This is a genomic window from Ornithinibacillus proteolyticus (assembly GCF_039581225.1).
Classification (GTDB): Bacteria; Bacillota; Bacilli; order Bacillales; family Amphibacillaceae; genus Ornithinibacillus; species Ornithinibacillus massiliensis.
This window is the reverse complement of sequence record NZ_JBCPXV010000005.1, coordinates 25,754-48,396: the sequence shown is the minus strand read 5'-3', so window position 1 is coordinate 48,396 and position 22,643 is coordinate 25,754. Positions and strand designations below refer to the sequence as shown.

Genomic DNA, 22,643 nt, shown 5'->3' with positions numbered 1-22,643 from the left:
AGGTCACAAGCAAACGGGAACAGGTCACATGTAAACCATTTAAGGTCACATGCGCGCTAAATAAGGTCACAAGCACGCCCCACAAGGTCACATAAACCGCAAAATAAGGCGCATCTCCCACCAACACGGGCCCATATGCTCATTGCCTTAAGAAGCATTTAACTAACCATAAGCAGAGCGCACCTACAATTATGCAGTAATTAGTAGGTGCGCACTTGGACGCTTTATACTAGTTCTTTATCTGGGTTCCAGGCAGGGAGCATTTTATTTAATGGTTTATCTTTTCGATATCCAAGTACATATTCTGCTTGCATAATAGTATGAATTTCGCGAGTTCCTTCATAAATAACTGGAGCTTTAGAGTTTCGTAGGTAGCGTTCAACTGGATATTCATCAGAATATCCATATGCACCGTGAATCTGCATGGCATCATCGGCAGCTCGATTGGCGAAATCACAAGCTTGCCATTTTGCTAGAGATGTTTCTCTTGTATTACGTTTCCCTTCATTTTTAAGCTCTCCAGCACGATATACAAGTAATCGGCTCATTTGAAGTCCGGCTTCCATTTTGGCAATCATTTGTTGTACTAATTGATGACGGCCAATCGGCTTGCCAAATGTTTCCCGCTCATGGCAATATTTCACACTTGCTTCAAGACACGCCATTATTTGTCCAACAGCACCAGCGGCAACCGTGAAGCGCCCATTATCTAATGCAGACATGGCAATTTTGAATCCTTCACCTTCTTCACCAAGTAAATTTTCAGCAGGAACCTTTACATTATCGAAGAAAAGTTCTCCCGTATTACCAGAGCGGATACCATGTTTTCCTTTGATTGCTTTTGAAGAAAAGCCCTCCCATGTTCTTTCCACGATAAAGGCAGAAATTCCGTGGTGTTTCTTCGATTTATCGGTATAGGCAAATACTAGGAAATGGTCAGCAACGTCACATAAGGAAATCCAAGTTTTTTGCCCATTTAAAATATAGTAATCGCCATCTTTAATGGCAGTGGACTGCAGGGAAGCAACGTCAGATCCTGCACCTGGCTCAGTTAAACCGAAAGCACCGATTTTTTCCCCCTTAGCCTGTGGTGTAAGATACTTTTGCTTTTGTTCTTCTGTACCCCATTGTAATAGCGTCATAGAGTTTAATCCGGTATGAACAGATACTGCCGTACGGAATGCAGTGTCTCCACGTTCTAATTCCTCACATACAATAGCAAGGGCATTATAGTCCATTCCACTTCCACCATATTCTTCCGGTATACAAACCCCCATTAGACCAAGCTCAGCTAAACGATTGTATATATTTTGGTCAAACTGTCCCTCTCGATCCCAATCCGCAATATAGGGCATAATCTCCTTATCTACGAAGCTTCTAACCGTTTCACGCAACATATTTTGCTCTTCAGTAAAATTAAAATTCATCCTTGATCACTCCTGATTCAGATTAGTTTTGATAGATTGTAAAATTTCCTCGTTATGCTCACCAGCATTTGGAGGATGATATCTCAATGTAACGGGTGTCCTTGAAAGCTTTAATGGACTGCCAATCATTTTAATGATGCCAGCAGTTGGATGCTCGGTTTCTAAGAACATATCACGAGCAGATAGCTGTGGATCCTCGGTAACTTCCTTCAAGTTTTGAATAGGTCCACATGGAATATTGTTTTCATGACATAGATCCAACCAATAGCTAGTCGGTTTTGTAACTAGAATTTCCTGGATTAATGGGATTAATATGTCTCGATTTGCAACCCGTGCAGGATTGGTACGAAAGCGGTCATCTTCACTATATTGTTTTTTTCCTAAAATAGTACAAAATGTTTTAAACTGATTATCATTTCCAATCGCTATGACCATTTCACCATCCATTGTATTGAAGGTTTGGTAAGGGACGATGTTGGCGTGATGATTACCGAGTCTAGAAGGAATTTTTCCAGACATTAAGTAGTTACTGCCGATATTAATTAAGGCACTTACTGCCGAATCATAAAGAGAGAGGTCTAGCTTTTGACCTTTTCCAGATTGATTTCGTTCAATAATCGCTGCCTGGATCCCGATCGCTGCATACAGGCCTGTTAAAATATCGGTTATGGCCACTCCCACCTTTTGTGGGCCAGATGCTTCATCTCCTGTTATACTCATTAATCCACTCATGCCCTGAATAATAAAGTCATAGCCTGGTAAGTCTTTATAGGGACCAGTTTCACCGAATCCAGTAATAGAACAGTAGATTAACCTTGGATTAATGTGGGCTAGGGTATCATAATCAATCCCGAATCGCTCCATCGTACCAGTCTTGAAATTATGAATGACAACATCAGACTCTTTAACTAACTCTTTAATAGTTTGAATGCCTTCATCAGTTTTGAGGTTTACCGTGATGCTTTTCTTGTTCCGATTGGCACAAAGGTAATAGGCACTCACATCCTTTTGAAAAGGAGGTCCCCATTTCCGTGTTTCATCACTTCCACCAGGTGCCTCTACTTTAACAACCTCAGCACCTAAATCACCTAGTATCATCGTACAATATGGCCCAGCAAGAACTCGTGTTAAATCAAGAACTCGTATATGCTCTAAAGCTCCTGACACAGCTACACTCCTTTCTTCGTACTCATTTTGTTTTTCCATAGGTGAAATTAACTTGCGAAAAATATAATAAAAAAAGCCAATTCAAAATGAACACAGCTGGTGCTGTAACTCAAGTTGAACTGGCTTATCGCTTGTTGGAACAGGTCAGGTCGTGAACTGTGAACAAGCTAGGCAGTAAGGTAAAGTGTATTAATCTGTTAAAAAAGGTCATGCGGGATAACGGTGTAAGCGCTTTAACATAACTCTTTTCTTTAGTTTAATTTATTCTGAAATATTTGTAAACAGGTAATCGTTAATTTTGTACGTTAATTTGAAGGCTTTAGCTTTTAGGGGGAGAAGGAATGATAGGGCAGCAGATCCAATATGTGAAGTGATAGTCCCGTTTGACAGGGAGATGCGCCCAACTTAAGTTAAGATGGGCCCGTTTGATGTGGAGATGCGCCCAATTCAAGTTAAGATAGACCCGTTTGATGTGGAGATGCGCCCAATTCAAGTTAAGATAGACCCGATCACCGGGTAGATGCGCCCAATTCAAGTTAAGATGGTCCCAATTAACCGGAAGATGCGCCCAACTCAAGCTAAGATAGACCCAATTAACCGGAAGATGCGCCCAAACCAAGCTAAGATGGTCCCAATTAACCGGAAGATGAGCCCAATTCAAGCCAAGATAGACCCAACTAACCGGAAGATGAGCCCAAACCAAGCCAAGATAGTCCCATTCACCCGGAAGATGCGCCCAATTCAAGTTAAGATAGACCCAATTAACCGGAAGATGAGCCCAATTCAAGTTAAGATAGACCCAACTAACCGGAAGATGAGCCCAACTCAAGTTAAGATGGTCCCAATCAACCGAGAGATGCGCCCAACTCAAGTAAAGATAGACCCAATCCCCGAGAAGATGCGCCCAACTCAAGCCAAGATAGCCCCAATCCCCGAGAAAATGCGCCCAACTCAAGCTAAGATAGCCCCAATCCCCGAAAAAATGCGCCCAACCCAAGCCAAAATAGACCCATCCAACCGGAAAATGCGCCCAACTTAAGTTAATATAGTCCCAATACCCGAAAACATGCTCCCAAACCAAACCAAGATTAACTCATCCCTACCAAACTCCAAAATAAAACACGGGAGCATGTGCCCCCGCTTTATTACTTCGCAGCTTTTTCAAGCTTAGAGATCATTTTGATTGCTTTTCCGGTACCGATGGCCACGGATTCTAGTGGGTTTGGTGCAAGATGAACAGGTACAGATAGCTCATGTGCTAGCCATTCTTGCATGCCTTTTAGCAATGATCCTCCACCAGTAATGACAATACCGTGATCTACGATGTCACCACTTAATTCTGGTGGACAGTTTTCTAAAGTTACACGGATAGCTTGTAAAATTTGCTCTAGTGATTCGCTAATTGCTTCATAAACTTCTTTAGATGAAATAGAAATTGTTTTTGGTAACCCGGTTACCATATCACGACCACGAACATCTATAAATTCTTCTTTATGATTTTCGTGAGCGTAACCGATTTCCATTTTTACATTTTCAGCGGTACGTTCACCGATTAGAATATTGTATTTCTTGCGGATGTATTGGATAATCTCTTCATCCATTTTATCTCCACCAACACGCACAGAGCTAGAGGATACAACTCCACCAAGAGAGATGATTCCGATTTCAGCAGTACCACCACCGATATCTACGATTACGTTTGCAATTGGTTCATCAACTGGTAAATCTGATCCAATAGCAGCAGCTACAGGCTCTTCTATTAAATGAACTTGCTTCGCACCATAGCTAGTTACTGCATTATGAATAGCTCTTCTTTCCACAGTTGTACTACCAGATGGTGTACATACCACTACGTTTGGTTTACGCATAGACATGCCTAGCTTCTTGCTTACTTTCTTTAAGAAAGCCTTTAACATTTGAGCCGTAACATCGTAGTCAGCAATAACGCCGTCTTTTAGTGGGCGAATTGGTACGATATTTCTTGGTGTTTTACCGATCATTTCTTTTGCTTCCGTACCAACAGCTACGACTTGCTTTGTATTTATATCAATTGCCACAACTGATGGCTCGTTTAAGATAATGCCTTTATTTTTAGCATAGATAAGTATATTAGCAGTACCTAAATCAATTCCGATTTCTGCATTAGAAAACATAATTAGTTCCTCCATTGATGACGATTAGTCTTACTATATAATATAATCTTCTATTTCGACAAATAAATTATGGGTGTTAATAGACATGTTTTTAGTATCTACAAACTCTCTTACATTATCAAGAATAATTAGTTCGATATCCATTACCACAATATATTAGTGTCACTATATAAAAATAAGACAAAATAGGAGTAAATACAAGTTTCATTTCCTTTACATTTTTTGTCGAATGTAATAAAACTGGAAATTTCAAGAACGACAGGATGTGAGATAATAAACTCAGAACGTGTCGAAACGGGAAATGATAATGAAAAGGGGAGCTAATTATGAAAGGGAAAACAGTACATATAGGGTTACTCGTCCTGACATGTATATTATTTATTATGCCAAAATTAGTCGATGCTGAAGATACAGAAATCTATCGCTATTACTTCAAGGAGGGCACCTTCTATAAGCATACGGCTTCCTCATTACATGAATATTTCCAACTAAATAGAGGCGAACAAGGAAAAAGAATAGCAAATATAGACTGGAAAGAATTGAATAACCTAACACTTGCATGGAGAGCGGAAAAGGAAGAGGTAAAACAAGAGGCAAAGCATACGAAAATAAAGCAAGGTTCCCAGCAAAAAGAACAACAAGCAGCACCTCCTACCCAAAAACCCGCGACGAAGGATAAGGTGGAAAAACCGAAAGAAAAACCGACAGAGAAACAGACAGAAGAAAAAACGGACCAAACTACTAAGATAAGTCAAAGGGAGTTTGAACAAGAGGTTATTCGACTGACCAATATAGAGCGAGAAAGAGCCGGGCTTGCTCCTCTTCAGCTAGATAATCAGTTGTCGGAGGTAGCACGAAGAAAATCGGTGGATATGGCAACAGAAAATTATTTTTCTCATGAAAGTCCAACCTATGGTTCCCCATTCGACATGATCGAAAGTTTTGGAATCACGTATTATTCAGCAGGAGAAAATATCGCGAAGGGGCAAACCTCACCACAAGAAGTAGTCCAGGCCTGGATGGATAGTGAAGGGCATCGGCAAAATATTCTTCACCCTGATTTTACTCACATTGGAGTGGGCTTTACGCAAGAGGGCTATCATTGGACACAGCAATTTATAAAAAAATTAGATCAATCAGTTAACGAGTCTACCTATGAACAACAAGTCGTGGACCTAACCAATCAAGAAAGGGAAAAGCACGGTCTAGCACCGTTATCAGTAGATACCAAGCTGGGGGAGGTTGCTAGAGCTAAGTCGAAGGATATGGCGGAAAAGGATTACTTTGATCATACAAGTCCTACCTATGGTTCCCCATTTGATATGATGAATCAATATGGCGTATCGTATCAAATAGCTGGTGAGAACATTGCTAGAGGGCAATTTACCCCAGAAGAAGTCGTAGAAGCGTGGATGAATAGTGAAGGGCATCGAGAGAATATTTTAAATCCCGATTTCACCCATATCGGCGTTGGGTTTGTAAAAGAAGCTATCCTTTGGACGCAACAGTTTATCAAGAAAAAATAAGCGGACAGTGAAAACGAACTGTTCGTTTTCTTGTTATTAAATTCTGAATTTTATGTTAAAATGAAGGAGGGAAGGATAAGAAAGAGAGGTCAAACAATGAAAAAGAACATTGCTATTGTTGTTTTAGCCATATTTAGTTTAATATTGCTTCAGTTTACTGGACAATTGTATCAAGATACGAGAGTGTATAAAAGTGAAATCGCTTCTTATTACGAAAGATTGGTAACAGATACTCGCAGGCTAGTTAGCCGAATTAATAACACTAATATGGAAGAAGCTACTAAAACAGAAGACGGAAAAAAGCTACTAAATAATTACCGTGAGCAAATATTAAATAGTTCATTTCGATTTATGAACCTGCAAAATGAATTATATATAATTGGCGAAATGCTCTATGACATCGGACAATTATTACATGAAGCGGCGGAAGATTCTGTATCAGCTAAAGAAGTAGAAGAATTTGAAAAACAGTTGGAAATGGTTACTTTAATCATAATTGATCTTCAAAATCACCCGGATTTTCCTTCTTATGAGCTGTTTACAGAGAGTAACCATGAACTCAACGAAAAAATAGAACAGCGTCTGACCGAAGAATAGGACGAAATAAAAAGGAAGGTACGCATCGTCTACGCACCTAGCTTTTTACCTATTGCACAATCTCTTTAATTATCCTTGCCGGGTTGCCACCTACGACAACATTGTCAGGTACATCCTTCGTTACCACAGACCCCGATGCAACGACGACATTATTACCGATTGTAACCCCTGGATTAATTACAGATCTTCCACCAATCCAAACGTTATGACCAATCCTAACGGGCTTACCAAATTCTGCTCCTGAGATGCGCTCCTGGGCATTTAAAGGGTGGGTTGCGGTATAAATATGAACCCCCGGCGCAACGAAACAATTATCTCCGATTCGAATCTCACATACATCTAAAAACACACAATCAAAATTAGCATAGAAATTCTCACCAACATGAATATTATATCCATAGTCACATTTGAAGGTTGGTTCTATGTAAATATTGTTACCTGTTGAACCGAATAATTCCTTTAATAATGTTTTACGTTTTTCATTATCTGTTTCTAATGTTTCGTTATACAATCTTGTTAAACTTCTTGCATGTATCCTTTCCTTTACTAGTTCTGGATCTCCAGCAAGATACAATTCCCCGAGTAACATTTTTTCTTTTTCGGTTTTCATTTGATTCACTCCTTTTTATTAATAATTGCTTAGTTATAGCATACACCTTTTATTGGATAACTTCTAAGGGTAACTGTTACATTTATATTACTTGAACATAGACGGTTTCAACGTATAATAAAACATGTATAAATAGGAGGAATCATATGATGTTATTTTCTATACGAATCTATACCTATGCAATTATCTTAGTTATAGGCAGTCTTTTTAATTTACAAAAGGCAAAAAAATTATACCGAAAAACAAGTACGGAAGAGATTCGAGAAGAAATATTTCATACGCCTAAAACAGTTTCACAAAAAGTCATTAAGGCTACAGGCACGAATGTTTTGTTAACTGGTAGTGAAAAAATCCCTGATGGCCCTGTTTTGTATGTAGCAAATCATCAAGGGTTGTTTGATATTTTAGCTTTTTTAGGGTATTTAGATAAACCGGTTGGCTTTATTGCGAAGAAGGAAATTAACAAGCTACCAATTATTAGAACGTGGATGGGATTGTTAAACTGTGTATTTATTGATCGGGAAGATCGACGACAATCCATGAAGGCAATTAATCAAGGAATCGAAAACTTGAAAAATGGTCACTCACTCGTTATTTTTCCAGAGGGAACTAGAAGTAGAGGGAATAAACTAAATGAGTTTAAACCAGGGAGTTTACGACTTGCGACAAAGGCAAAAGTTCCAATTGTCCCTGTAACAATTAATGGCACCTATAAGATGCTTGAGGAAGGAAATGGTCTTGTTCAAAGCTCTTCGATTACGATGACCATTCATGACTCAATCTTTCCAGAAGAATATGCATCCCTAAAAAATGCGGATCTGGCAAAACAGTTACAAAACATCGTTGAAAGTGCCTTGCCATATAGTGCGGAAAGAGAAAAGGAAGTAGAAGTTGCCATTACTACTCAATAGTATCGAAAATTATTCTGACAGTGTGGTTGTGAATGCCGCACTGTTTTTTTACCATTAGAAATGGGTTTTTGCGATAAATGTGACTCTATACGATAAGAAAATCTTCAATATCTAATCGATAACGTTACATACTAGAGGTAGTAACTTATTTCGTTAATTTGAGGTGAAACCAATGGTTCAAGGTACTGTTAATTGGAATACACAGTTAGATGAAAAGTGGTTGCAGAATTATGTAGATGATTGGGTAACGTTTTACCGTAAAGCTACGAAAGAAGGGGAAGTTGCATCTTATATTCCTGTCTTAGCCAAAGCAAATCCTTGCCATCTTGGCATAGCAATCCATGGAAAAAACGGCCTGAAGATTTGCTCAGGTGATGTTGATATATCCTTTACGATACAAAGTATTTCTAAAGTCATTAGTTTTATAGCGGCTTGTATGGAAAAGGGCGTTAGCTATGTATTAGACAGGGTAGATGTCGAACCGACAGGACAGGCGTTCAACTCGATTATGCATTTGGAAATGAAAAGTCCGAATAAGCCGTTTAATCCTTTCGTCAATGCCGGTGCAATAACCGTAACATCGATGCTTAAAGGGGATACACCTAAGGAAAAGCTCGAGCCAATACTTGCATTACTTGAACGAATGATTGGTTATCGTCCTATGGTTAATCAGGAGGTTTATCAATCGGAACATGAGACATCGGCACGAAACCGAGCAATAGGATATTATTTGTTGGAAACAGGATTTTTGGAATCGGACCTAGAAGTAACATTAGAGACATATTTTCAACAATGTTCCATTGAAGCAACGGTTGAAGATTTAGCGCGAATTGGGTTAATTTTAGCAAATGATGGAGAAGATCCTAACAATGACGAAGAAGTTATCCCACGTCAAATAGCTAGAATTACGAAAGCATTAATGCTTACTTGTGGGATGTACGATGCCTCTGGAAAATTTGCTACCTATGTTGGTATTCCCGCGAAAAGTGGTGTATCAGGAGGGATTGTTGCCTTAGCACCACCCCGCGTAAGAAGTTCTGAATTACCTTTTATTGAAGGATGCGGAATCGGTGTTTACGGACCTGCCCTAGAAAGCAGAGGAAATAGTATTGCGGGGATGAAGCTTTTAAAACATATTGCATCTCAATGGGATTTAAGTATTTTTTAACTTGTTCAAAGGGGGGCTTTATATGTGTGGAAGGTACACACTTTTAGCAGATGAACTGGAGATATTGGAGGAGTTCGAGCTAGAGCATGAGATTGTAAATTACCATCCAAGTTATAATATTGCACCAGGGCAAAATGTGCTTGCTATTATTCATGATGGTAAGCAAAAACGTGCAGGTTATCTACGTTGGGGACTAGTGCCGTCCTGGGCAAAGGATGAGAAAATAGGGTATAACATGATTAATGCTAGAAGTGAGTCGGCCCATGAAAAGCCTAGCTTTAAGAAACTACTGTCCCGCAAACGGTGCATAATTATAGCGGATAGCTTCTATGAGTGGAAGAAGACAGAGAATGGAAAACAAGCAAAACGCATTCAGTTAGCAAATCGTAAGCTATTTGCATTCGCAGGGCTATGGGATAAATGGTCCCAACATGATAAACGTTTATTTACCTGTACAATCCTAACCCGTGAAGCGAATCCATTTATGAAGGATATACATGATCGTATGCCGATTATTCTACCAAAGAGCAAAGAAAATGAGTGGATTGCACCAGAAGAGATGGTCCCATTAGAAGCTAGAGAGTTCATCTTTCAGTTAGAACCCGAAGAACTTAAAGCTTATAATGTGTCGAACTATGTTAATACCGCAAAAAATAATAATGAAAGCTGCATTGCTCCAGTTGCGGATTAATTAGTGCCATTAACAAAAAGAGACCGTAATAACACAGTCTCTTTTTGTTAATGACTTTTTATTCTATGGCTTTCTTTGTTTTTCGATATTCCTTCATCAAATTAACAAACTCATGTGCTTTTGCTTCCGGTGGTCGTGATATTAAGCTGACACCAATAAATAGTACAGATGAAACTATTAGCCCCCATATTCCGGAACCTAGGCCAAGCGGTTTCGTACCAGTAGCTTCTAGATAAAGTACTAAAAGCGCTGTTACAATTACACTAACGATAACTCCTAAGGAAGTTCCACGCTTCCAGAAAAATGTCCCGACAATAGCTGGAACACCAACGATTAACCCAGATGAAGCAGCAACAGACAAGACAGCGATTAAATCTAACTCCAGTTCTGCAAAAGCATAGGCTAATATAGCGATTACTGGAATAATAATTTTTCCGACTTTTAATTGCTTTCGATCGTCTGGCCGACTTTTCATGTTCCCATAGACATCTCGAGCAAACATAGAGGATAAGGTAAGCATGATAGAATCAATGGTGGATACCGCTGCAGCTAAGATTCCAACCATTACGATTACGCCTAATAGTGGTGGAACAGCATCAGATGATAACAGACTAGGAGTTGCTAGGTCTGCTTTTTCTAAGTCTGGGAAAAGCTGTAAAGCTGAAAATCCCCACATAACCGATACAAATGTATAGATTAATCCGAATACAAGAAATCCGATTAACATTTGTCTTAAGCCTTTAAAGGAATTCGGCATGAATAGTCGTTGGCTTACCTGTGGATTCGAAATACTAAAGAAAAACCATGGTATGGTTAATCCCAAGAAAGTTAAAATGCTAAAATAACCATTTCCTGGTACAGCTAACATTTCTGGTTGTGTTGTTTGTAAATTATCGAAAAACTGTCCAAATCCGCCAAGCGAATGGACGATTAAGATTACCACGATAGTAGATGTAATAATCATAAATATTGCTTGAAGGGAGTCGGTCCAAACCACTGAACGAATTCCGGCAGCATAAGAGAAGAACAGAGCGAGCGCGATAGCGATGATAACCCCGGTAGAAAAAGAAATCGAGCCACCTGTCATTCCTTGTAATAAATATCCAACACCGGCCAATTGTACGGCGCTATATGGAATTAGGAATAGACAACTCATGAGTGCAATAACTATTGCAGCAGACTTACTTTGATACCGATCCCCAATCATTTCCGATGGCGTCACATACCCATTTTTCTTTCCAGCTAACCAGAATCTCGGTCCAAAGATTAAAATTAGCGAAACACCTATAAAGTAAATTATTTCAAAACCAAGTGCACCGACCCCACCCTGATAAGTAAGCCCAGCTAGTCCAACCATCATAAAGGCACTGTAAGTCGTAGCACTATAACTAAGTGCGGATAGTATACCATTCATTTTACGATTCCCAATAAAGTAACCTGACATTCCAGGGATATTTCCCTTTCTAGATAATAATGCAATCGTGGATGCGATGATAATATAGATAATAATTCCCCAAATGACAAAACTAGTATTCAATTCTATTCACTCCAATCCCTTGTCAGCATGATGTTTGCAATAATAATAACAACGCCTGTTATACCCCAGAACAAAAAGCTACCGGTCCAAGATTGAACATCCGATAGCACGGTGTACGGAATAATATAAGCTGAGAGAATGGTTATAATGATGATGATTCCCCAAATACGTTTCATTTGTATGCTCCTTCATTTCATAATTTAATAGATTCAATCAAAACTTTACATGTGTCTTTACACATATATTTACACATGTAATGTAAAAAATCAATCATAATTTAAAAATGACATATTAGTCTGTTACGAATAGGTAAGGTATAATAAGAGAAAATCGTGTAACGTTAGTGTGTATAATAAGTGAAAAAGTATGCGGAGGTTGTACCAATGACGGGAGAAGCGAAAAAAATTCTAGGGGAAAAAAGAAGAAATTTAATTTTAACTTGGTTAAAGGACGAGCGTGAGCCTATTACAGGGAAAGAGCTATCAGAGCGTTCCAATGTAAGCCGTCAAGTCATTGTACAAGATATATCTCTTTTAAAAGCAACAGGTGAGCCGATTATGGCTACCGCTAGAGGTTATGTTTATTTACGTGATAATCATGAGAACGAACGAGCAACTCGTGTCATCGTTGTGAAGCATACAGCAGAACAAACAGCTGAGGAGCTTTACACATTAGTAGATCATGGAGTTACCGTAAGAAATGTAATGGTGGAACACCCAATATACGGTGATATAACAGGCTCCTTAATGATTAAAAATCGTAAGGAAGCGGATGCTTTTTTAGAGGAATTAAAGCATACAGGGGCATCGTTACTTTCTAGGCTTACAGAAGGTGTACATCTACACGAGATTGAAGCGGAGAGAGAAGAACAGTTAGATCAAGCCTGTGAGGCATTACGGATGTTAGGGTATTTATTAGAGGATTAACAAATATATTTTAGAAAATAAAAAGGACAATGAACCCTTTAATAAGGGAATTGTCCTTTTAAACATTAAGCTCGTTCTTGTTCCTTCTCTTTTCTAGCAACCTCTAGGAACCTCTTCGTTTCATAAACGACCACACCAGATAGTCCTAATAACCCAATTAAGTTTGGAATTGCCATTAGGGCATTCATCGTGTCCGAAATATTCCAAACTAGATCCAACGATTGAACTGCACCCCAGAAAATAGCTAATACAAATATGATACGGTAAATCGGAACAGCACGATCATTGAATAAATAGGCAATACATTTCTCACCATAGTATGACCATCCAACCATTGTGGAAAAGGCAAATAATACAATGCCAATGGTGACAATATAGCCACCCCAGTCACCTAAGAACGCTGTGAAGGATGCTTGGGTTAGAGGGCCTCCAGATAAGCCACTACCGGCAAGATCTGCCATTACAATGGTAATTCCAGTAATGGAACATACGATAATCGTGTCAATAAATACTTGTGTCATGGATACTAGAGCTTGCCTACCTGGGTAGTCTGTTCTAGCAGCCGCAGCCGCAATTGGTGCAGAACCTAGACCGGCTTCATTGGAGAATACTCCACGAGCTACACCATAGCGAATAACCGAACCAAGCAAGCCACCGCCTACAGCACTCGCTGTAAATGCATCCGTGAAAATTAGGCTAATTGCCGCTGGTACCAAATCAAAGTTAAACACAATTATAGCAAGTCCACCAAGTACATAGAATAAAGCCATAATAGGAACAAAGAAAGCCGTTACCTTTCCGATACTCTTAATTCCACCAATGATGACGAGGCCAGCTAATACGGTTAGGGTTAGCCCAGTAACCCAAGTCGGTACATTAAAAGAACTGCTTAATGCATCAGAAACTGAGTTAGACTGAACCATATTTCCGATACCAAATGCTGCACAAGCACCGAAAATGGCAAAAAGAACGCCAAGCCACTTCGCATTTAAACCTCTTTCTAAGTAGTACATCGGTCCCCCAGACATTTCACCTTTACTGTTTTCGACTCGATATTTAACCGCCAGTATAGCTTCAGCATATTTTGTTGCCATACCAAAAAATGCTGTAAGCCACATCCAAAACACAGCACCAGGACCTCCTAAAACAACAGCCGTTGCTACGCCAACGATATTTCCAGTACCAATGGTTGCTGCCATAGCTGTTGTTAAGGCTTGAAAATGGCTAATATCACCTTTTGATTTTTTATCCTGTTTACTTGGGCTAAACGCTAGACGTAAGGCATAGGGAAGTGTGCGAAACTGTAGAAATCCAAGACGCAATGTTAGGTAAATACCAGTTCCCACAATAAGAATTAATGTTGGTGGTCCCCAGACAAAGTCATTAATGCTACTAATTATTTCTTCCATATGACCCCTCCTTTTCTTATTTATTATAGATATAATATTTAGAACATTCAATTATTATTACGAGTTTCCTCTATCATATCACTTAAAACTTATGGCGATATTGATTATAATAGATACGAAAGGTGGATACGTCAATATGATTAAAGTTTTATTTGTATGTCTTGGTAATATATGTCGCTCTCCAATGGCTGAGGCAGTGTTTCGTCATTTAGTAGAGAAGAAAGGATTATCAGAACAGATTAGTGTTGATTCAGGTGGTATAGGCAGTTGGCATATTGGTAAAGCTCCCCATGCTGGGACTAGAAAAATACTAGATGAGCAGAATATTTCTTATGCTGGGATGAAAGCGAGACAAGTATCTGAAAAAGATTGGCATGATTTTAATTATATTATTGCGATGGATGACCAAAATATAAATGATTTGCAAAAAATTAATTCTAAAACTGAACATGTTGTCGTTGCTAAGTTAATGGATTTCGTGACGGAGTCAAAAGAACGAGAGGTTCCAGATCCATATTATACGGGAAATTTTGATTACACATATGAATTGGTTTCAGAGGGGTGTACCCATTTACTTTCGTATATACAGAAGAAACACAACATATAAAAAAGGAGAGATATCAATTGGGTAAAAAAAGACTGATTTCAAGTATTGCTATTGGTGCGGCTATAGGTGGCATTGTAGCACTTTTCGATTGGGATACAAGGAATTATGCAAAGCATAAATTAGCCAATGTAAAAGATAAATCTGTCGATATCATGAGAAATCCAGCTCTATCGGTTCATAATGCGAAAGTAGCAATGGAAGAATTTAGTGAGAGCTTCGCATATCAGGCTGAAAACGCAGTTAATGCATTAGAACAAGTAGAAAATACATTAGTCAAAGTAACCTCCAAACCTAAACAAATAGAAGGTTAAATACTATTTGAATACAGATAAGTATGAATCGGGGACATAGCTGACCCCTGTTCTTTTCTAATGTGGGAGGTTAAAGCTTGGATCAAACGATAACCTTTATAAAAAAGCTAATTGGACGAATTCTAGAAGTAGAAGCATTTGGTCTAGCCGCACAATTAGCTTATTTTTTTCTTTTATCCTTATTTCCTTTACTCGTTGTTCTTATAACATTAGTAGGTTACCTTCCAATCGATACTAGCGTTTTGATTAGGATATTATCCTCTGTAGCACCACCAGATTCCATGCAATTAATCGAGACAAATGTGGAACAGCTTGTTTCACAACAAAATGGACACTTATTATCGATTGGGATTATTGGTACATTATGGGTTGCTTCGAACGGAATCAATGCCATTATGCGTGTATTTAACCGTTCCTACGAGGTGGAAGAAGATCGGTTTTTCCTTATCTCAAGATTAATTGCGATTGTTCTTACAATCGCAATGATCGGTGTTATTGTAATTGCTATTCTGTTACCAGTTCTTGGTCGAATGATTGGAGTCTATTTATTTTCTTTCTTTGGATTATCAGAGGACTTTCTTACGGTTTGGGAAATGCTGCGTTGGGTTGTAACGTCAGTCGTATTCTTTATTGTGTTTCTCTTTTTATATAAGTTTGCGCCGAATATAAAGGTATATTTTCGAGATGCTTTTTGGGGAGCACTATTTGCTACGATAGCCTGGCAGCTGTCATCCTACGCATTTTCCTATTATGTTTCCAATCTTGGAAATTACTCCACGACTTATGGTAGTTTGGGAGCAGTTATAACATTAATGATATGGTTTTATTTATCTGCCTTTATTGTCATTATTGGTGGAATACTGAATGCAACCATAAGCAAAATGAAGCATGGGGACTACTAGTTAGTCCTCATGCTTCATTATTAAGCTCTTTATTTTGGATGGTTTCTGTAATTCCCTCTTTTGCCTTTGCATACCGACCAATAGCAAAAGCATTGAGATAAATAGGACGAACCAATTATAGAATAATTGGCTCTCTAATAACCAAATGAAAAGGATAATAAAGCCACTGAACAAAGCCGCAATAAACTCAAGATGAGGTACTGCTTTTTTAACCAATTTGTGGGTTGGTTCGTTGCATTATATCGGATCTCCATTCCGTCATATCCCTCCTATTATAAAGATCCTCAGAACATGTGTTACTGCTAAATGTGTTGAAAAGACCATAACAGTTTATTTCCTAATTTAAATAATTTGAACGCTTACAATAATATCTGTTATAATCAAAAAGATTATTAAAATATAACAGACCAAAGGGGGCTTTAAGGTGAAGAAAATTTACCTTGTGTTAATTGTATTAAGCATAGTATTTCTTCTCGCAGCGTGTGGAGGAAAAGAAAATGATCAAGTAGAGGATGCCATCTGGGAGCATATCCAAGAATCTGGCGAGATTGTAGTTGGAACTGCGGGAACATTGTATCCGGCTTCGTATTATCCTGAAGGATCTGATGAACTAACGGGGTATGATGTAGAGGTTTCTCGAGAGATCGCCAAGCGTCTAGGTGTGGATATTAAATTTGAAACGATGGCTTTTGATGCAATGTTATCTGCATTGCAAAGTGGTCGTGTAGATATTATTCAAGCAGGACCAAGAGAAGCAAGTCGTGAAAAATTCGCTTTCTCAGAACCGATTAAATATTCATTTTCGACAATGATTGTTCGTGCCGATGATCTATCTGGCATTCATACATTGGAAGACTTAGAAGGTAAAAAAGCTGGCGGAGCAGCAACTACAGTATATAGTGATATCGCTAGAAAATATGGTGCAGAAGTAATCACTTATGGAAACGTAACGAATGATGCGTATTTACGTGACGTTCATAACGGGCGTACAGACGTAGTAATTAACGATTACTATCTTCAAGCTTTAGCCATTCAAGCATTTCCAGAATTTAATATTACCTTACATCCTGACCTTCGTTTCCATCCAACAACAAATAATGTCGTAATGGAAAAGGAAGCAACGGTATTATTAGATAAGGTAAATGAAGTTATTGCTGAGATGAAAGAGGATGGTACATTAACGAAGATTTCAGAAGAATTCTTTGGTGGGCTAGATGTATCGAAAGAGACGGAAGAGGAAGTTATTGAAATCGAAGGAATCGAATAATAGGTGATGAAATGTTTGAAATTGATAGAGTTCAATTAGATAAATTATTTGATCCAAAGCTTGCATGGGATAGCTTGCCGTTTTTGTTAGAAGGGGTACCAATGACCATTTCACTTGCTTTAATCGGAATGGGTATTGGTCTGATATTAGGATTTTTTATTTCACTAGCAAGAAGTTCAACAAATTTTATCCTTCGTTGGCCATCAAGGATATATATATCGTTTATGCGAAGCACACCAATTATCGTGTTTCTATTCTTGATCTATTATGGGTTACCGATCATGGGAATCAAATTAACCGCCTTTGTTGCTGCATCGATTGCGTTTGGGTTAAATAGTGCCGGATATATTGCAGAAATCTATCGAGCAGCACTATCTAGTGTGGATAAAGGACAATGGGAAGCGGCTAAGGCATTAAACATACCGTATTGGAAGGCAATGCGATTAATTATCTTGCCGCAAGCCATTCGTATCGCCATTCCACCTTTAGCTAATGTATTTTTAAGTGTGATGTTAGGAACTTCACTGGCCGCTATTATTACGGTGCCAGAGCTATTCCAAAAATCACAAATAGTCGCTGGACGTACCTTTGATGCGATGACCATGTATATTATGGTTGCTTTCGTCTATTGGCCGATTGGAATTGCTATATCTTATTTACAAGATAGATTAGAAGCAAGGTATGGCAAGTATGTGGATATTAAAGCAAATCGAGCGATAAATTAAGAGCACATTAGATGTAAATAAAACACTCCCCTCGGGCAGACAGATAAACTGTTTTGCCTGAGGGGAGTGTATTTTTGTTCATTCATTCACCCGTAATGAAAATTAATTACTAACCATAATGGCACTATTTCGCTTCATTAACATTGCACCTACAATGAGTGCTAAAACAGCTGCAATAACATAGAAGAACGATACATGAGGGAATATATCAATAAATATACCACCTAAATAGGGTCCACCTAAGCTTCCAATACTAAATGCGATACTACATAACAGGTTTCCCGCTGGTAATAATGACTGTGGGAGTAAATCCGTCATATAAGATATTCCTAATGAGTATAGTGAACCAACAAAGATTCCCGCCAATGTAAATAGAATAAATAATGCCATAACAGATGCCTCGAATAAAGCCGCACCGATAAAACAGAATAGACCAAGTGTTAGGATGATTAACAGGATTTTTCTTCTTCCAATTCGATCACTTAGTATTCCGAGAGGTAGTTGAGAAATTAGACTTCCACCAGCAAAGCAAGGAATAATCAACGAAAGCATGTCCACATCATGACCAATCCGAAGGCCGTAAATAGGAAAGGTAGCGTGAAGGGTTGCCTCCAAGAACCCATAAGCAAGCGGCGGTAATAAAGCAATCCATGCGATTTTCGTTGTCTGAATGAATCGCTTAAGTGAGCTGTCTTTCGTTGTTTCTACACTAGGTGCTTCGCTACTTGGCAGTCCATTACGAACAAATAACATTAGGGACCATACGATAGTACTTAATAGTGCAGATGCAATAAACGGTAGTGCTTCATTCACCTCTAATAGCCTGGTAAATAATGGGCCAATCGCAAATCCTAATCCAAAGGACATTCCATAAAGTGAAATGCTTCTTCCCCTGGTATGTTTGTCTGCTGTTGTGGTAATCCATGTTTGTGTCCCAAAGTGGAGCATATTATCACCAATACCAATTGCTACTCTCAAGATAAACCAGAACCATAGCGCTTCCCACAAAGGGAATAATAATAAAGAAACAATAACCAATAAACCACCAATTAAGATAATCGGTTTAAATCCAAATTTCTTCATTGGTTTTTCCATGAAAGGAGAAGCTAGTAAAACCCCAATGTATAATCCTGTAGCATGTAAGCCATTGACAGAAGAACTTACAGCGCCCTGTTCTAAAATTATCGCCAGTAGTGGCATAAGCATTCCTTGTGATAAACCAGAAATCATCACAAGCAAAATTAAAATCCAAAAGCGAAAACGATCTAATATCATTTTTTGTTCCCCCCTATAGATGACATGTATGTATAAAATTGCAAGCACACGAAAAAACTAAGGCAAAAAGAGAGGAATGGGCATGATGAAAAACAATTATATTATAGCATTAATCATATTTTTACTTGCAATATACTCTCCAATTATCGTCCTAGCTAAAGAGAAAGGAGAGAAAGAGAAGAATGACTATGAAATTCCTAGTCATGTCTTAGATATTGCAAAAGAAAATACCTATCCTAATTCCAATGAAGATGAGGAAGTTATTGAGCCAAGTAAACTCACACAAGAATTAATGGATAGTACCGATGTGAAAATTAGTAACCCAAACTTAATCAAAATGTTGAATGAATCCACCATTAACCCATCTCCAATTGGTATTGGCTATCGAGGAATGGTGTTTCTTGGACGATGGCCTCTACACTACGAATCGGATGATACCAATATAAATTGGGAGTATCAAAAGATTAACGTTAACGAGCTTAATAATATGGGTGGAACAGATAATCAAAAGCTAAGTTTTAATCAACAAGCCCAAAAAGAAGTAAAGGGTGCTTTAACAAATAAGATTAACAACCCTAATGATGTGAAACAAATGATGATTATGACATCTAAACAAAAGACTAAATTACCACTTTCTTATACTACTACCATTGGCGCAGGAACGAAAAAAACGAATTCCTATGGTGTTCCTCCAGATAAATACGGCTACTTACATGCTTTTGCACCTGCGGTAAATGAAAAAGGGAAAGTAACATTTGGAGAAGTTTATATTGAACTAAAAGGAACGAAGAAATCACTCGTTATTAAAAATGTGACAAAGCAAGGTATCGGTGCGTGGATACCAATCCAAGATCATGTATCTTTTTCATTTGAATTAAAATAATCCCCTTCTAAAAGTTCTGATTCTATAATGGTTTCAGAGCTTTTTTAGTTAATTTGTATAGAATTCCAGATTTTGGTGAAAATAATAAGTTGACTAAAACGCTTCAATGCTTTATCATGTTAAAGTAATGAAGCGAGAGAGTTAAGGGGGAAGACAATATGGAATGGGTAGTCATTGTATCCGTATTAGTAATGACATTATTAAGCTTATTAAGGGTTAACGTAATAATCTCTGTTATCATTGCAGCTGTTGCTGCAGGATTAATGGCAGGATTGAATGTTATAGAAGCAATTGAGATGCTTGTAAATGGAATGGGTGAGCAAGCAAATACAGCGTTAAGTTATATATTACTAGGAGCTTTTGCAGTAGCTATTAGCTACACAGGTATTACAACTATATTAGTTAACTATTTAATCAAGATATTAACCGGCAAGAAAACGATGCTCCTACTAGCTATAGCAGGTGTTGCTTCTTTATCACAAAATGCTGTACCGGTGCATATCGCGTTTATCCCAATTTTAATCCCACCACTATTGAAACTATTTGATAAGATGCGGGTTGATCGTCGTGGGGTGGCAGTAGCATTAACATTTGGTTTAAAGGCTCCTTATATTCTGATTCCCGCAGGATTTGGCCTTATTTTCCACCGTACAATCTATGATGGCATGGTACAAAGTGGTGCAACTATTACAATGGGAGAAGTTGCAAAATCAATGATTATCCCCGCTTTAGGAATGGTAGTTGGTTTATTCATTGCTATTTTCATCACATATCGTAAAGATAAAGAGCCTAAATCGGATGTCGCAGGGACAGCTGCTTTTGTCAACCAAGATTTAGAAGAAGTTAGCTTTAATATAAAGCATGTACTAACGATTATAGCAATCCTTGGTGCTCTAGTAGTCCAAATCATTACTGGAAATCTAATTCTAGGTGCATTAACAGGTCTACTATTAATGGTATTATTCTTTGTTGTTCCATTTTCTAAAAGTGATAAAATCGTGGCAGATGGTGTCAGTATGATGAGCTCCATCGCATTCGTAATGCTTGTAGCATCCGGGTTTGCCAATGTTATAAAAGAGACGGGTGCAGTGGATGCCCTAGTTGAAGCATCCTCTGGATTTCTAGGAGATAATAAGGCAATCATTTCGTTTGTCTTATTAGTAGTCGGATTAGTGATTACGATGGGTATTGGATCATCGTTCGGAACGATTCCAATTGTAGCTGCATTATTTGTTCCAATATGTTTAGCGGCTGGTTTTTCGCCACTGGCAACAGCAGCACTAATAGGAACAGCTGGTGCACTTGGTGATGCTGGCTCTCCTGCATCTGATAGTACACTTGGGCCAACATCAGGATTAAATGCAGACGGAAAGCACAATCACATTTGGGATACATGTGTTCCTACATTTATTCACTTTAATATTCCACTATTCATCTTTGGGTGGGCAGCATCATTGTTCTTATAAACGAAGATGTAGGTAAATAGATTATAAGTGAATAAAAAGAACTGATTTAGCAAAAGGTAAGAAAAAAATAGGTGGGGTATCATGCATAAAGGGCATTTCGTATTAGCATCTACCATCATATTTTTTCTTGCCTTTTTTTATATGAATGTAGATGAGGCAGAAGCTTATGGTTGGGGTTATAAGAAAAACAAGAATCATGAGAGGCCAGATATAGGAAAGTATCATCAAATATTAAAAGACTATGGTAGTTATTATGTTGATGATTCTGGTGATAAAACACTTTACTTAACCTTTGATAACGGCTATGAGCAGGGATTTACCGATGAAATATTAGATGTATTAAAAAAAGAAAAGGTACCTGCTACGTTTTTTGTGACGGGACATTATGTTAGTAGTGCCCCTGATTTAATTAAGCGAATGGTAGATGAAGGACATATAGTAGGAAATCACTCCTATCATCATCCAGATTTTACGATATTAACGAAGGAAGTTATGAAGCGGGAACTGGAAACCTTGGAAGAGGCGGTTGCAAAAATATCTAAACAAGATGACATAAAATATGTCCGTCCACCTAAAGGGATGTTTAATCAACAGACATTGGAATGGGCAAACGACTTGGGTTATATTCATGTATTCTGGTCGCTAGCAATAATCGATTGGGATACAAAAGCCCAAAAAGGTTGGCAATATGCTTATGATCAAGTGATGGAGCAAGTTCATCCAGGAGCTATTATTCTCCTTCATGCCGTATCAGAGGATAATGCACAAGCGTTAGAGAAAATTATCCAAGACTTAAAGAAAGATGGATACACGTTTAAAAGTCTAGACGAATTGGTAATGAAAGATAAAGTATCAGAGCCGATTTACGGTTATTGAAACATACTAAGATTAGTGGGTAAGGTCATCGACGGGTGACTTTTCCCACTATTTTTCTTTTTAGAGGTATAGTAAGGCTGGGACAAAACTAAAACAAAGGTAATAACAAACGAACCATCACCACATTAGCCCCGGAAATATACGGAGACTCCTGTGGGAGGAAAGGCATCGGTGAGACCCCAGGGGAGCGTTAGCTCTTAGGAGGCTCA

General features: G+C 38.4%; 22 protein-coding genes and 2 pseudogenes. 16 read left to right on the top strand and 8 right to left on the bottom strand.

Annotated elements, in window-relative coordinates; genetic code table 11:
- Positions 1-224: 224 nt before the first annotated feature.
- Entirely contained in the window at positions 225-1,427 is a 1,203-nt protein-coding gene (locus tag AAIB49_RS04190) for an acyl-CoA dehydrogenase family protein (RefSeq protein ID WP_339216843.1), read from the bottom strand.
- 6 nt (positions 1,428-1,433) lie between these two features.
- Positions 1,434-2,594: a CaiB/BaiF CoA transferase family protein gene (locus tag AAIB49_RS04185; protein WP_339216842.1), complete on the bottom strand. Its 1,161-nt coding sequence runs from the start codon at positions 2,592-2,594 to the stop codon at positions 1,434-1,436.
- 520 nt (positions 2,595-3,114) lie between these two features.
- Here AAIB49_RS04185 and AAIB49_RS04180 point away from each other — a divergent pair.
- The gene (locus tag AAIB49_RS04180; RefSeq protein ID WP_343457300.1) at positions 3,115-3,633 is read left to right on the top strand and encodes a hypothetical protein; all 519 of its coding nucleotides are present in this window, start codon (positions 3,115-3,117) and stop codon (positions 3,631-3,633) included.
- A gap of 106 nt (positions 3,634-3,739) precedes the next feature.
- Here the strand turns inward: AAIB49_RS04180 and mreBH are convergent, their stop codons facing one another.
- Positions 3,740-4,747, bottom strand: a complete 1,008-nt coding sequence (gene mreBH, locus AAIB49_RS04175) for a rod-share determining protein MreBH (protein ID WP_339216838.1) — start codon at positions 4,745-4,747, stop codon at positions 3,740-3,742.
- A gap of 764 nt (positions 4,748-5,511) precedes the next feature.
- Here mreBH and AAIB49_RS04170 point away from each other — a divergent pair.
- The 3 genes and pseudogenes from AAIB49_RS04170 to AAIB49_RS04160 form a co-directional block, all read left to right on the top strand.
- Positions 5,512-5,874, top strand: a pseudogene (locus AAIB49_RS04170) (CAP domain-containing protein); the annotation flags it as partial.
- 21 nt (positions 5,875-5,895) lie between these two features.
- Positions 5,896-6,273, top strand: a pseudogene (locus AAIB49_RS04165) (CAP domain-containing protein); the annotation flags it as partial.
- 96 nt (positions 6,274-6,369) lie between these two features.
- On the top strand, positions 6,370-6,870 hold the full coding sequence (locus AAIB49_RS04160; protein ID WP_339216837.1) for a hypothetical protein: 501 nt from the start codon (positions 6,370-6,372) through the stop codon (positions 6,868-6,870).
- A 49-nt stretch (positions 6,871-6,919) separates the two neighbouring features.
- Here the strand turns inward: AAIB49_RS04160 and AAIB49_RS04155 are convergent, their stop codons facing one another.
- The gene (locus tag AAIB49_RS04155) at positions 6,920-7,480 is read right to left on the bottom strand and encodes a maltose acetyltransferase domain-containing protein (RefSeq protein ID WP_339216836.1); all 561 of its coding nucleotides are present in this window, start codon (positions 7,478-7,480) and stop codon (positions 6,920-6,922) included.
- 146 nt (positions 7,481-7,626) lie between these two features.
- On the opposite strand from AAIB49_RS04155, the gene AAIB49_RS04150 reads away from it, so the two are divergent.
- From AAIB49_RS04150 to AAIB49_RS04140, 3 genes are all read left to right on the top strand, one after another.
- Positions 7,627-8,391 carry a lysophospholipid acyltransferase family protein gene (locus AAIB49_RS04150; RefSeq protein ID WP_343457299.1) on the top strand — a complete coding sequence of 255 codons (765 nt, stop codon included), beginning with the start codon at positions 7,627-7,629 and terminating at the stop codon, positions 8,389-8,391.
- 172 nt (positions 8,392-8,563) lie between these two features.
- Positions 8,564-9,559: a glutaminase gene (locus AAIB49_RS04145; protein WP_343457298.1), complete on the top strand. Its 996-nt coding sequence runs from the start codon at positions 8,564-8,566 to the stop codon at positions 9,557-9,559.
- 22 nt (positions 9,560-9,581) lie between these two features.
- Positions 9,582-10,250 (top strand): SOS response-associated peptidase, encoded by a 669-nt coding sequence (locus AAIB49_RS04140; RefSeq protein ID WP_343457297.1) that lies wholly within the window; start codon positions 9,582-9,584, stop codon positions 10,248-10,250.
- A gap of 58 nt (positions 10,251-10,308) precedes the next feature.
- On the opposite strand, the gene AAIB49_RS04135 is transcribed toward AAIB49_RS04140, so the two are convergent.
- Both AAIB49_RS04135 and AAIB49_RS04130 read right to left on the bottom strand, forming a co-directional pair.
- On the bottom strand, positions 10,309-11,787 hold the full coding sequence (locus AAIB49_RS04135; RefSeq protein WP_343457296.1) for a sodium:solute symporter family protein: 1,479 nt from the start codon (positions 11,785-11,787) through the stop codon (positions 10,309-10,311).
- A 2-nt stretch (positions 11,788-11,789) separates the two neighbouring features.
- Positions 11,790-11,963 carry a hypothetical protein gene (locus AAIB49_RS04130; protein WP_339216827.1) on the bottom strand — a complete coding sequence of 58 codons (174 nt, stop codon included), beginning with the start codon at positions 11,961-11,963 and terminating at the stop codon, positions 11,790-11,792.
- A 207-nt stretch (positions 11,964-12,170) separates the two neighbouring features.
- Between AAIB49_RS04130 and AAIB49_RS04125 the strand changes: the two genes are divergently transcribed.
- Positions 12,171-12,713 carry a transcription repressor NadR gene (locus AAIB49_RS04125; RefSeq protein ID WP_339217840.1) on the top strand — a complete coding sequence of 181 codons (543 nt, stop codon included), beginning with the start codon at positions 12,171-12,173 and terminating at the stop codon, positions 12,711-12,713.
- A gap of 65 nt (positions 12,714-12,778) precedes the next feature.
- Here AAIB49_RS04125 and AAIB49_RS04120 read toward each other — a convergent pair whose 3' ends face one another.
- Positions 12,779-14,122, bottom strand: a complete 1,344-nt coding sequence (locus tag AAIB49_RS04120; RefSeq protein ID WP_339216825.1) for an alanine/glycine:cation symporter family protein — start codon at positions 14,120-14,122, stop codon at positions 12,779-12,781.
- 136 nt (positions 14,123-14,258) lie between these two features.
- Between AAIB49_RS04120 and AAIB49_RS04115 the strand changes: the two genes are divergently transcribed.
- The 5 genes from AAIB49_RS04115 to AAIB49_RS04095 all read left to right on the top strand — a co-directional run bounded on the left by AAIB49_RS04115 (position 14,259) and on the right by AAIB49_RS04095 (position 17,934).
- The gene (locus AAIB49_RS04115; RefSeq protein WP_343457295.1) at positions 14,259-14,729 is read left to right on the top strand and encodes a low molecular weight protein-tyrosine-phosphatase; all 471 of its coding nucleotides are present in this window, start codon (positions 14,259-14,261) and stop codon (positions 14,727-14,729) included.
- 17 nt (positions 14,730-14,746) lie between these two features.
- On the top strand, positions 14,747-15,040 hold the full coding sequence (locus AAIB49_RS04110) for a YtxH domain-containing protein (RefSeq protein WP_339216821.1): 294 nt from the start codon (positions 14,747-14,749) through the stop codon (positions 15,038-15,040).
- Between the two features lie 77 nt (positions 15,041-15,117).
- Positions 15,118-15,942, top strand: a complete 825-nt coding sequence (locus tag AAIB49_RS04105) for a YihY/virulence factor BrkB family protein (RefSeq protein WP_339216819.1) — start codon at positions 15,118-15,120, stop codon at positions 15,940-15,942.
- A 424-nt stretch (positions 15,943-16,366) separates the two neighbouring features.
- Positions 16,367-17,209 carry a transporter substrate-binding domain-containing protein gene (locus tag AAIB49_RS04100; RefSeq protein WP_343457294.1) on the top strand — a complete coding sequence of 281 codons (843 nt, stop codon included), beginning with the start codon at positions 16,367-16,369 and terminating at the stop codon, positions 17,207-17,209.
- 11 nt (positions 17,210-17,220) lie between these two features.
- Positions 17,221-17,934, top strand: coding sequence for an amino acid ABC transporter permease (locus AAIB49_RS04095; RefSeq protein ID WP_339216815.1), 714 nt, complete (start codon positions 17,221-17,223; stop codon positions 17,932-17,934).
- A gap of 102 nt (positions 17,935-18,036) precedes the next feature.
- Here AAIB49_RS04095 and AAIB49_RS04090 read toward each other — a convergent pair whose 3' ends face one another.
- Positions 18,037-19,209, bottom strand: coding sequence for an MFS transporter (locus tag AAIB49_RS04090; RefSeq protein WP_339216814.1), 1,173 nt, complete (start codon positions 19,207-19,209; stop codon positions 18,037-18,039).
- Positions 19,210-19,294: 85 nt separating this feature from the next.
- On the opposite strand from AAIB49_RS04090, the gene AAIB49_RS04085 reads away from it, so the two are divergent.
- The 3 genes from AAIB49_RS04085 (at position 19,295) to pdaA (ending at position 22,434) form a co-directional block, all read left to right on the top strand.
- Complete coding sequence (locus AAIB49_RS04085; protein WP_339217839.1) at positions 19,295-20,092, top strand: YfkD famly protein; 798 nt, start codon at positions 19,295-19,297, stop codon at positions 20,090-20,092.
- 158 nt (positions 20,093-20,250) lie between these two features.
- Positions 20,251-21,558: a Na+/H+ antiporter family protein gene (locus AAIB49_RS04080; protein ID WP_186868869.1), complete on the top strand. Its 1,308-nt coding sequence runs from the start codon at positions 20,251-20,253 to the stop codon at positions 21,556-21,558.
- An 81-nt stretch (positions 21,559-21,639) separates the two neighbouring features.
- Positions 21,640-22,434, top strand: coding sequence for a delta-lactam-biosynthetic de-N-acetylase (gene pdaA, locus AAIB49_RS04075; RefSeq protein WP_186868868.1), 795 nt, complete (start codon positions 21,640-21,642; stop codon positions 22,432-22,434).
- Positions 22,435-22,643: the final 209 nt, after the last annotated feature.

What these genes read in the sequence shown, in the direction of transcription:
- AAIB49_RS04115 (WP_343457295.1), top strand. Translation starts at nt 14,259, where the DNA reads ATGATTAAAGTTTTATTTGTATGTCTTGGTAATATATGTCGCTCTCCA.
- mreBH (WP_339216838.1), bottom strand. Translation starts at nt 4,747, where the DNA reads ATGTTTTCTAATGCAGAAATCGGAATTGATTTAGGTACTGCTAATATA.
- AAIB49_RS04120 (WP_339216825.1), bottom strand. Translation starts at nt 14,122, where the DNA reads ATGGAAGAAATAATTAGTAGCATTAATGACTTTGTCTGGGGACCACCA.
- AAIB49_RS04150 (WP_343457299.1), top strand. Translation starts at nt 7,627, where the DNA reads ATGATGTTATTTTCTATACGAATCTATACCTATGCAATTATCTTAGTT.
- AAIB49_RS04130 (WP_339216827.1), bottom strand. Translation starts at nt 11,963, where the DNA reads ATGAAACGTATTTGGGGAATCATCATCATTATAACCATTCTCTCAGCT.
- AAIB49_RS04125 (WP_339217840.1), top strand. Translation starts at nt 12,171, where the DNA reads ATGACGGGAGAAGCGAAAAAAATTCTAGGGGAAAAAAGAAGAAATTTA.
- AAIB49_RS04080 (WP_186868869.1), top strand. Translation starts at nt 20,251, where the DNA reads ATGGAATGGGTAGTCATTGTATCCGTATTAGTAATGACATTATTAAGC.
- AAIB49_RS04160 (WP_339216837.1), top strand. Translation starts at nt 6,370, where the DNA reads ATGAAAAAGAACATTGCTATTGTTGTTTTAGCCATATTTAGTTTAATA.
- pdaA (WP_186868868.1), top strand. Translation starts at nt 21,640, where the DNA reads ATGCATAAAGGGCATTTCGTATTAGCATCTACCATCATATTTTTTCTT.
- AAIB49_RS04085 (WP_339217839.1), top strand. Translation starts at nt 19,295, where the DNA reads ATGAAAAACAATTATATTATAGCATTAATCATATTTTTACTTGCAATA.
- AAIB49_RS04155 (WP_339216836.1), bottom strand. Translation starts at nt 7,480, where the DNA reads ATGAAAACCGAAAAAGAAAAAATGTTACTCGGGGAATTGTATCTTGCT.
- AAIB49_RS04140 (WP_343457297.1), top strand. Translation starts at nt 9,582, where the DNA reads ATGTGTGGAAGGTACACACTTTTAGCAGATGAACTGGAGATATTGGAG.
- AAIB49_RS04095 (WP_339216815.1), top strand. Translation starts at nt 17,221, where the DNA reads ATGTTTGAAATTGATAGAGTTCAATTAGATAAATTATTTGATCCAAAG.
- AAIB49_RS04090 (WP_339216814.1), bottom strand. Translation starts at nt 19,209, where the DNA reads ATGATATTAGATCGTTTTCGCTTTTGGATTTTAATTTTGCTTGTGATG.
- AAIB49_RS04190 (WP_339216843.1), bottom strand. Translation starts at nt 1,427, where the DNA reads ATGAATTTTAATTTTACTGAAGAGCAAAATATGTTGCGTGAAACGGTT.
- AAIB49_RS04180 (WP_343457300.1), top strand. Translation starts at nt 3,115, where the DNA reads ATGCGCCCAATTCAAGTTAAGATGGTCCCAATTAACCGGAAGATGCGC.
- AAIB49_RS04145 (WP_343457298.1), top strand. Translation starts at nt 8,564, where the DNA reads ATGGTTCAAGGTACTGTTAATTGGAATACACAGTTAGATGAAAAGTGG.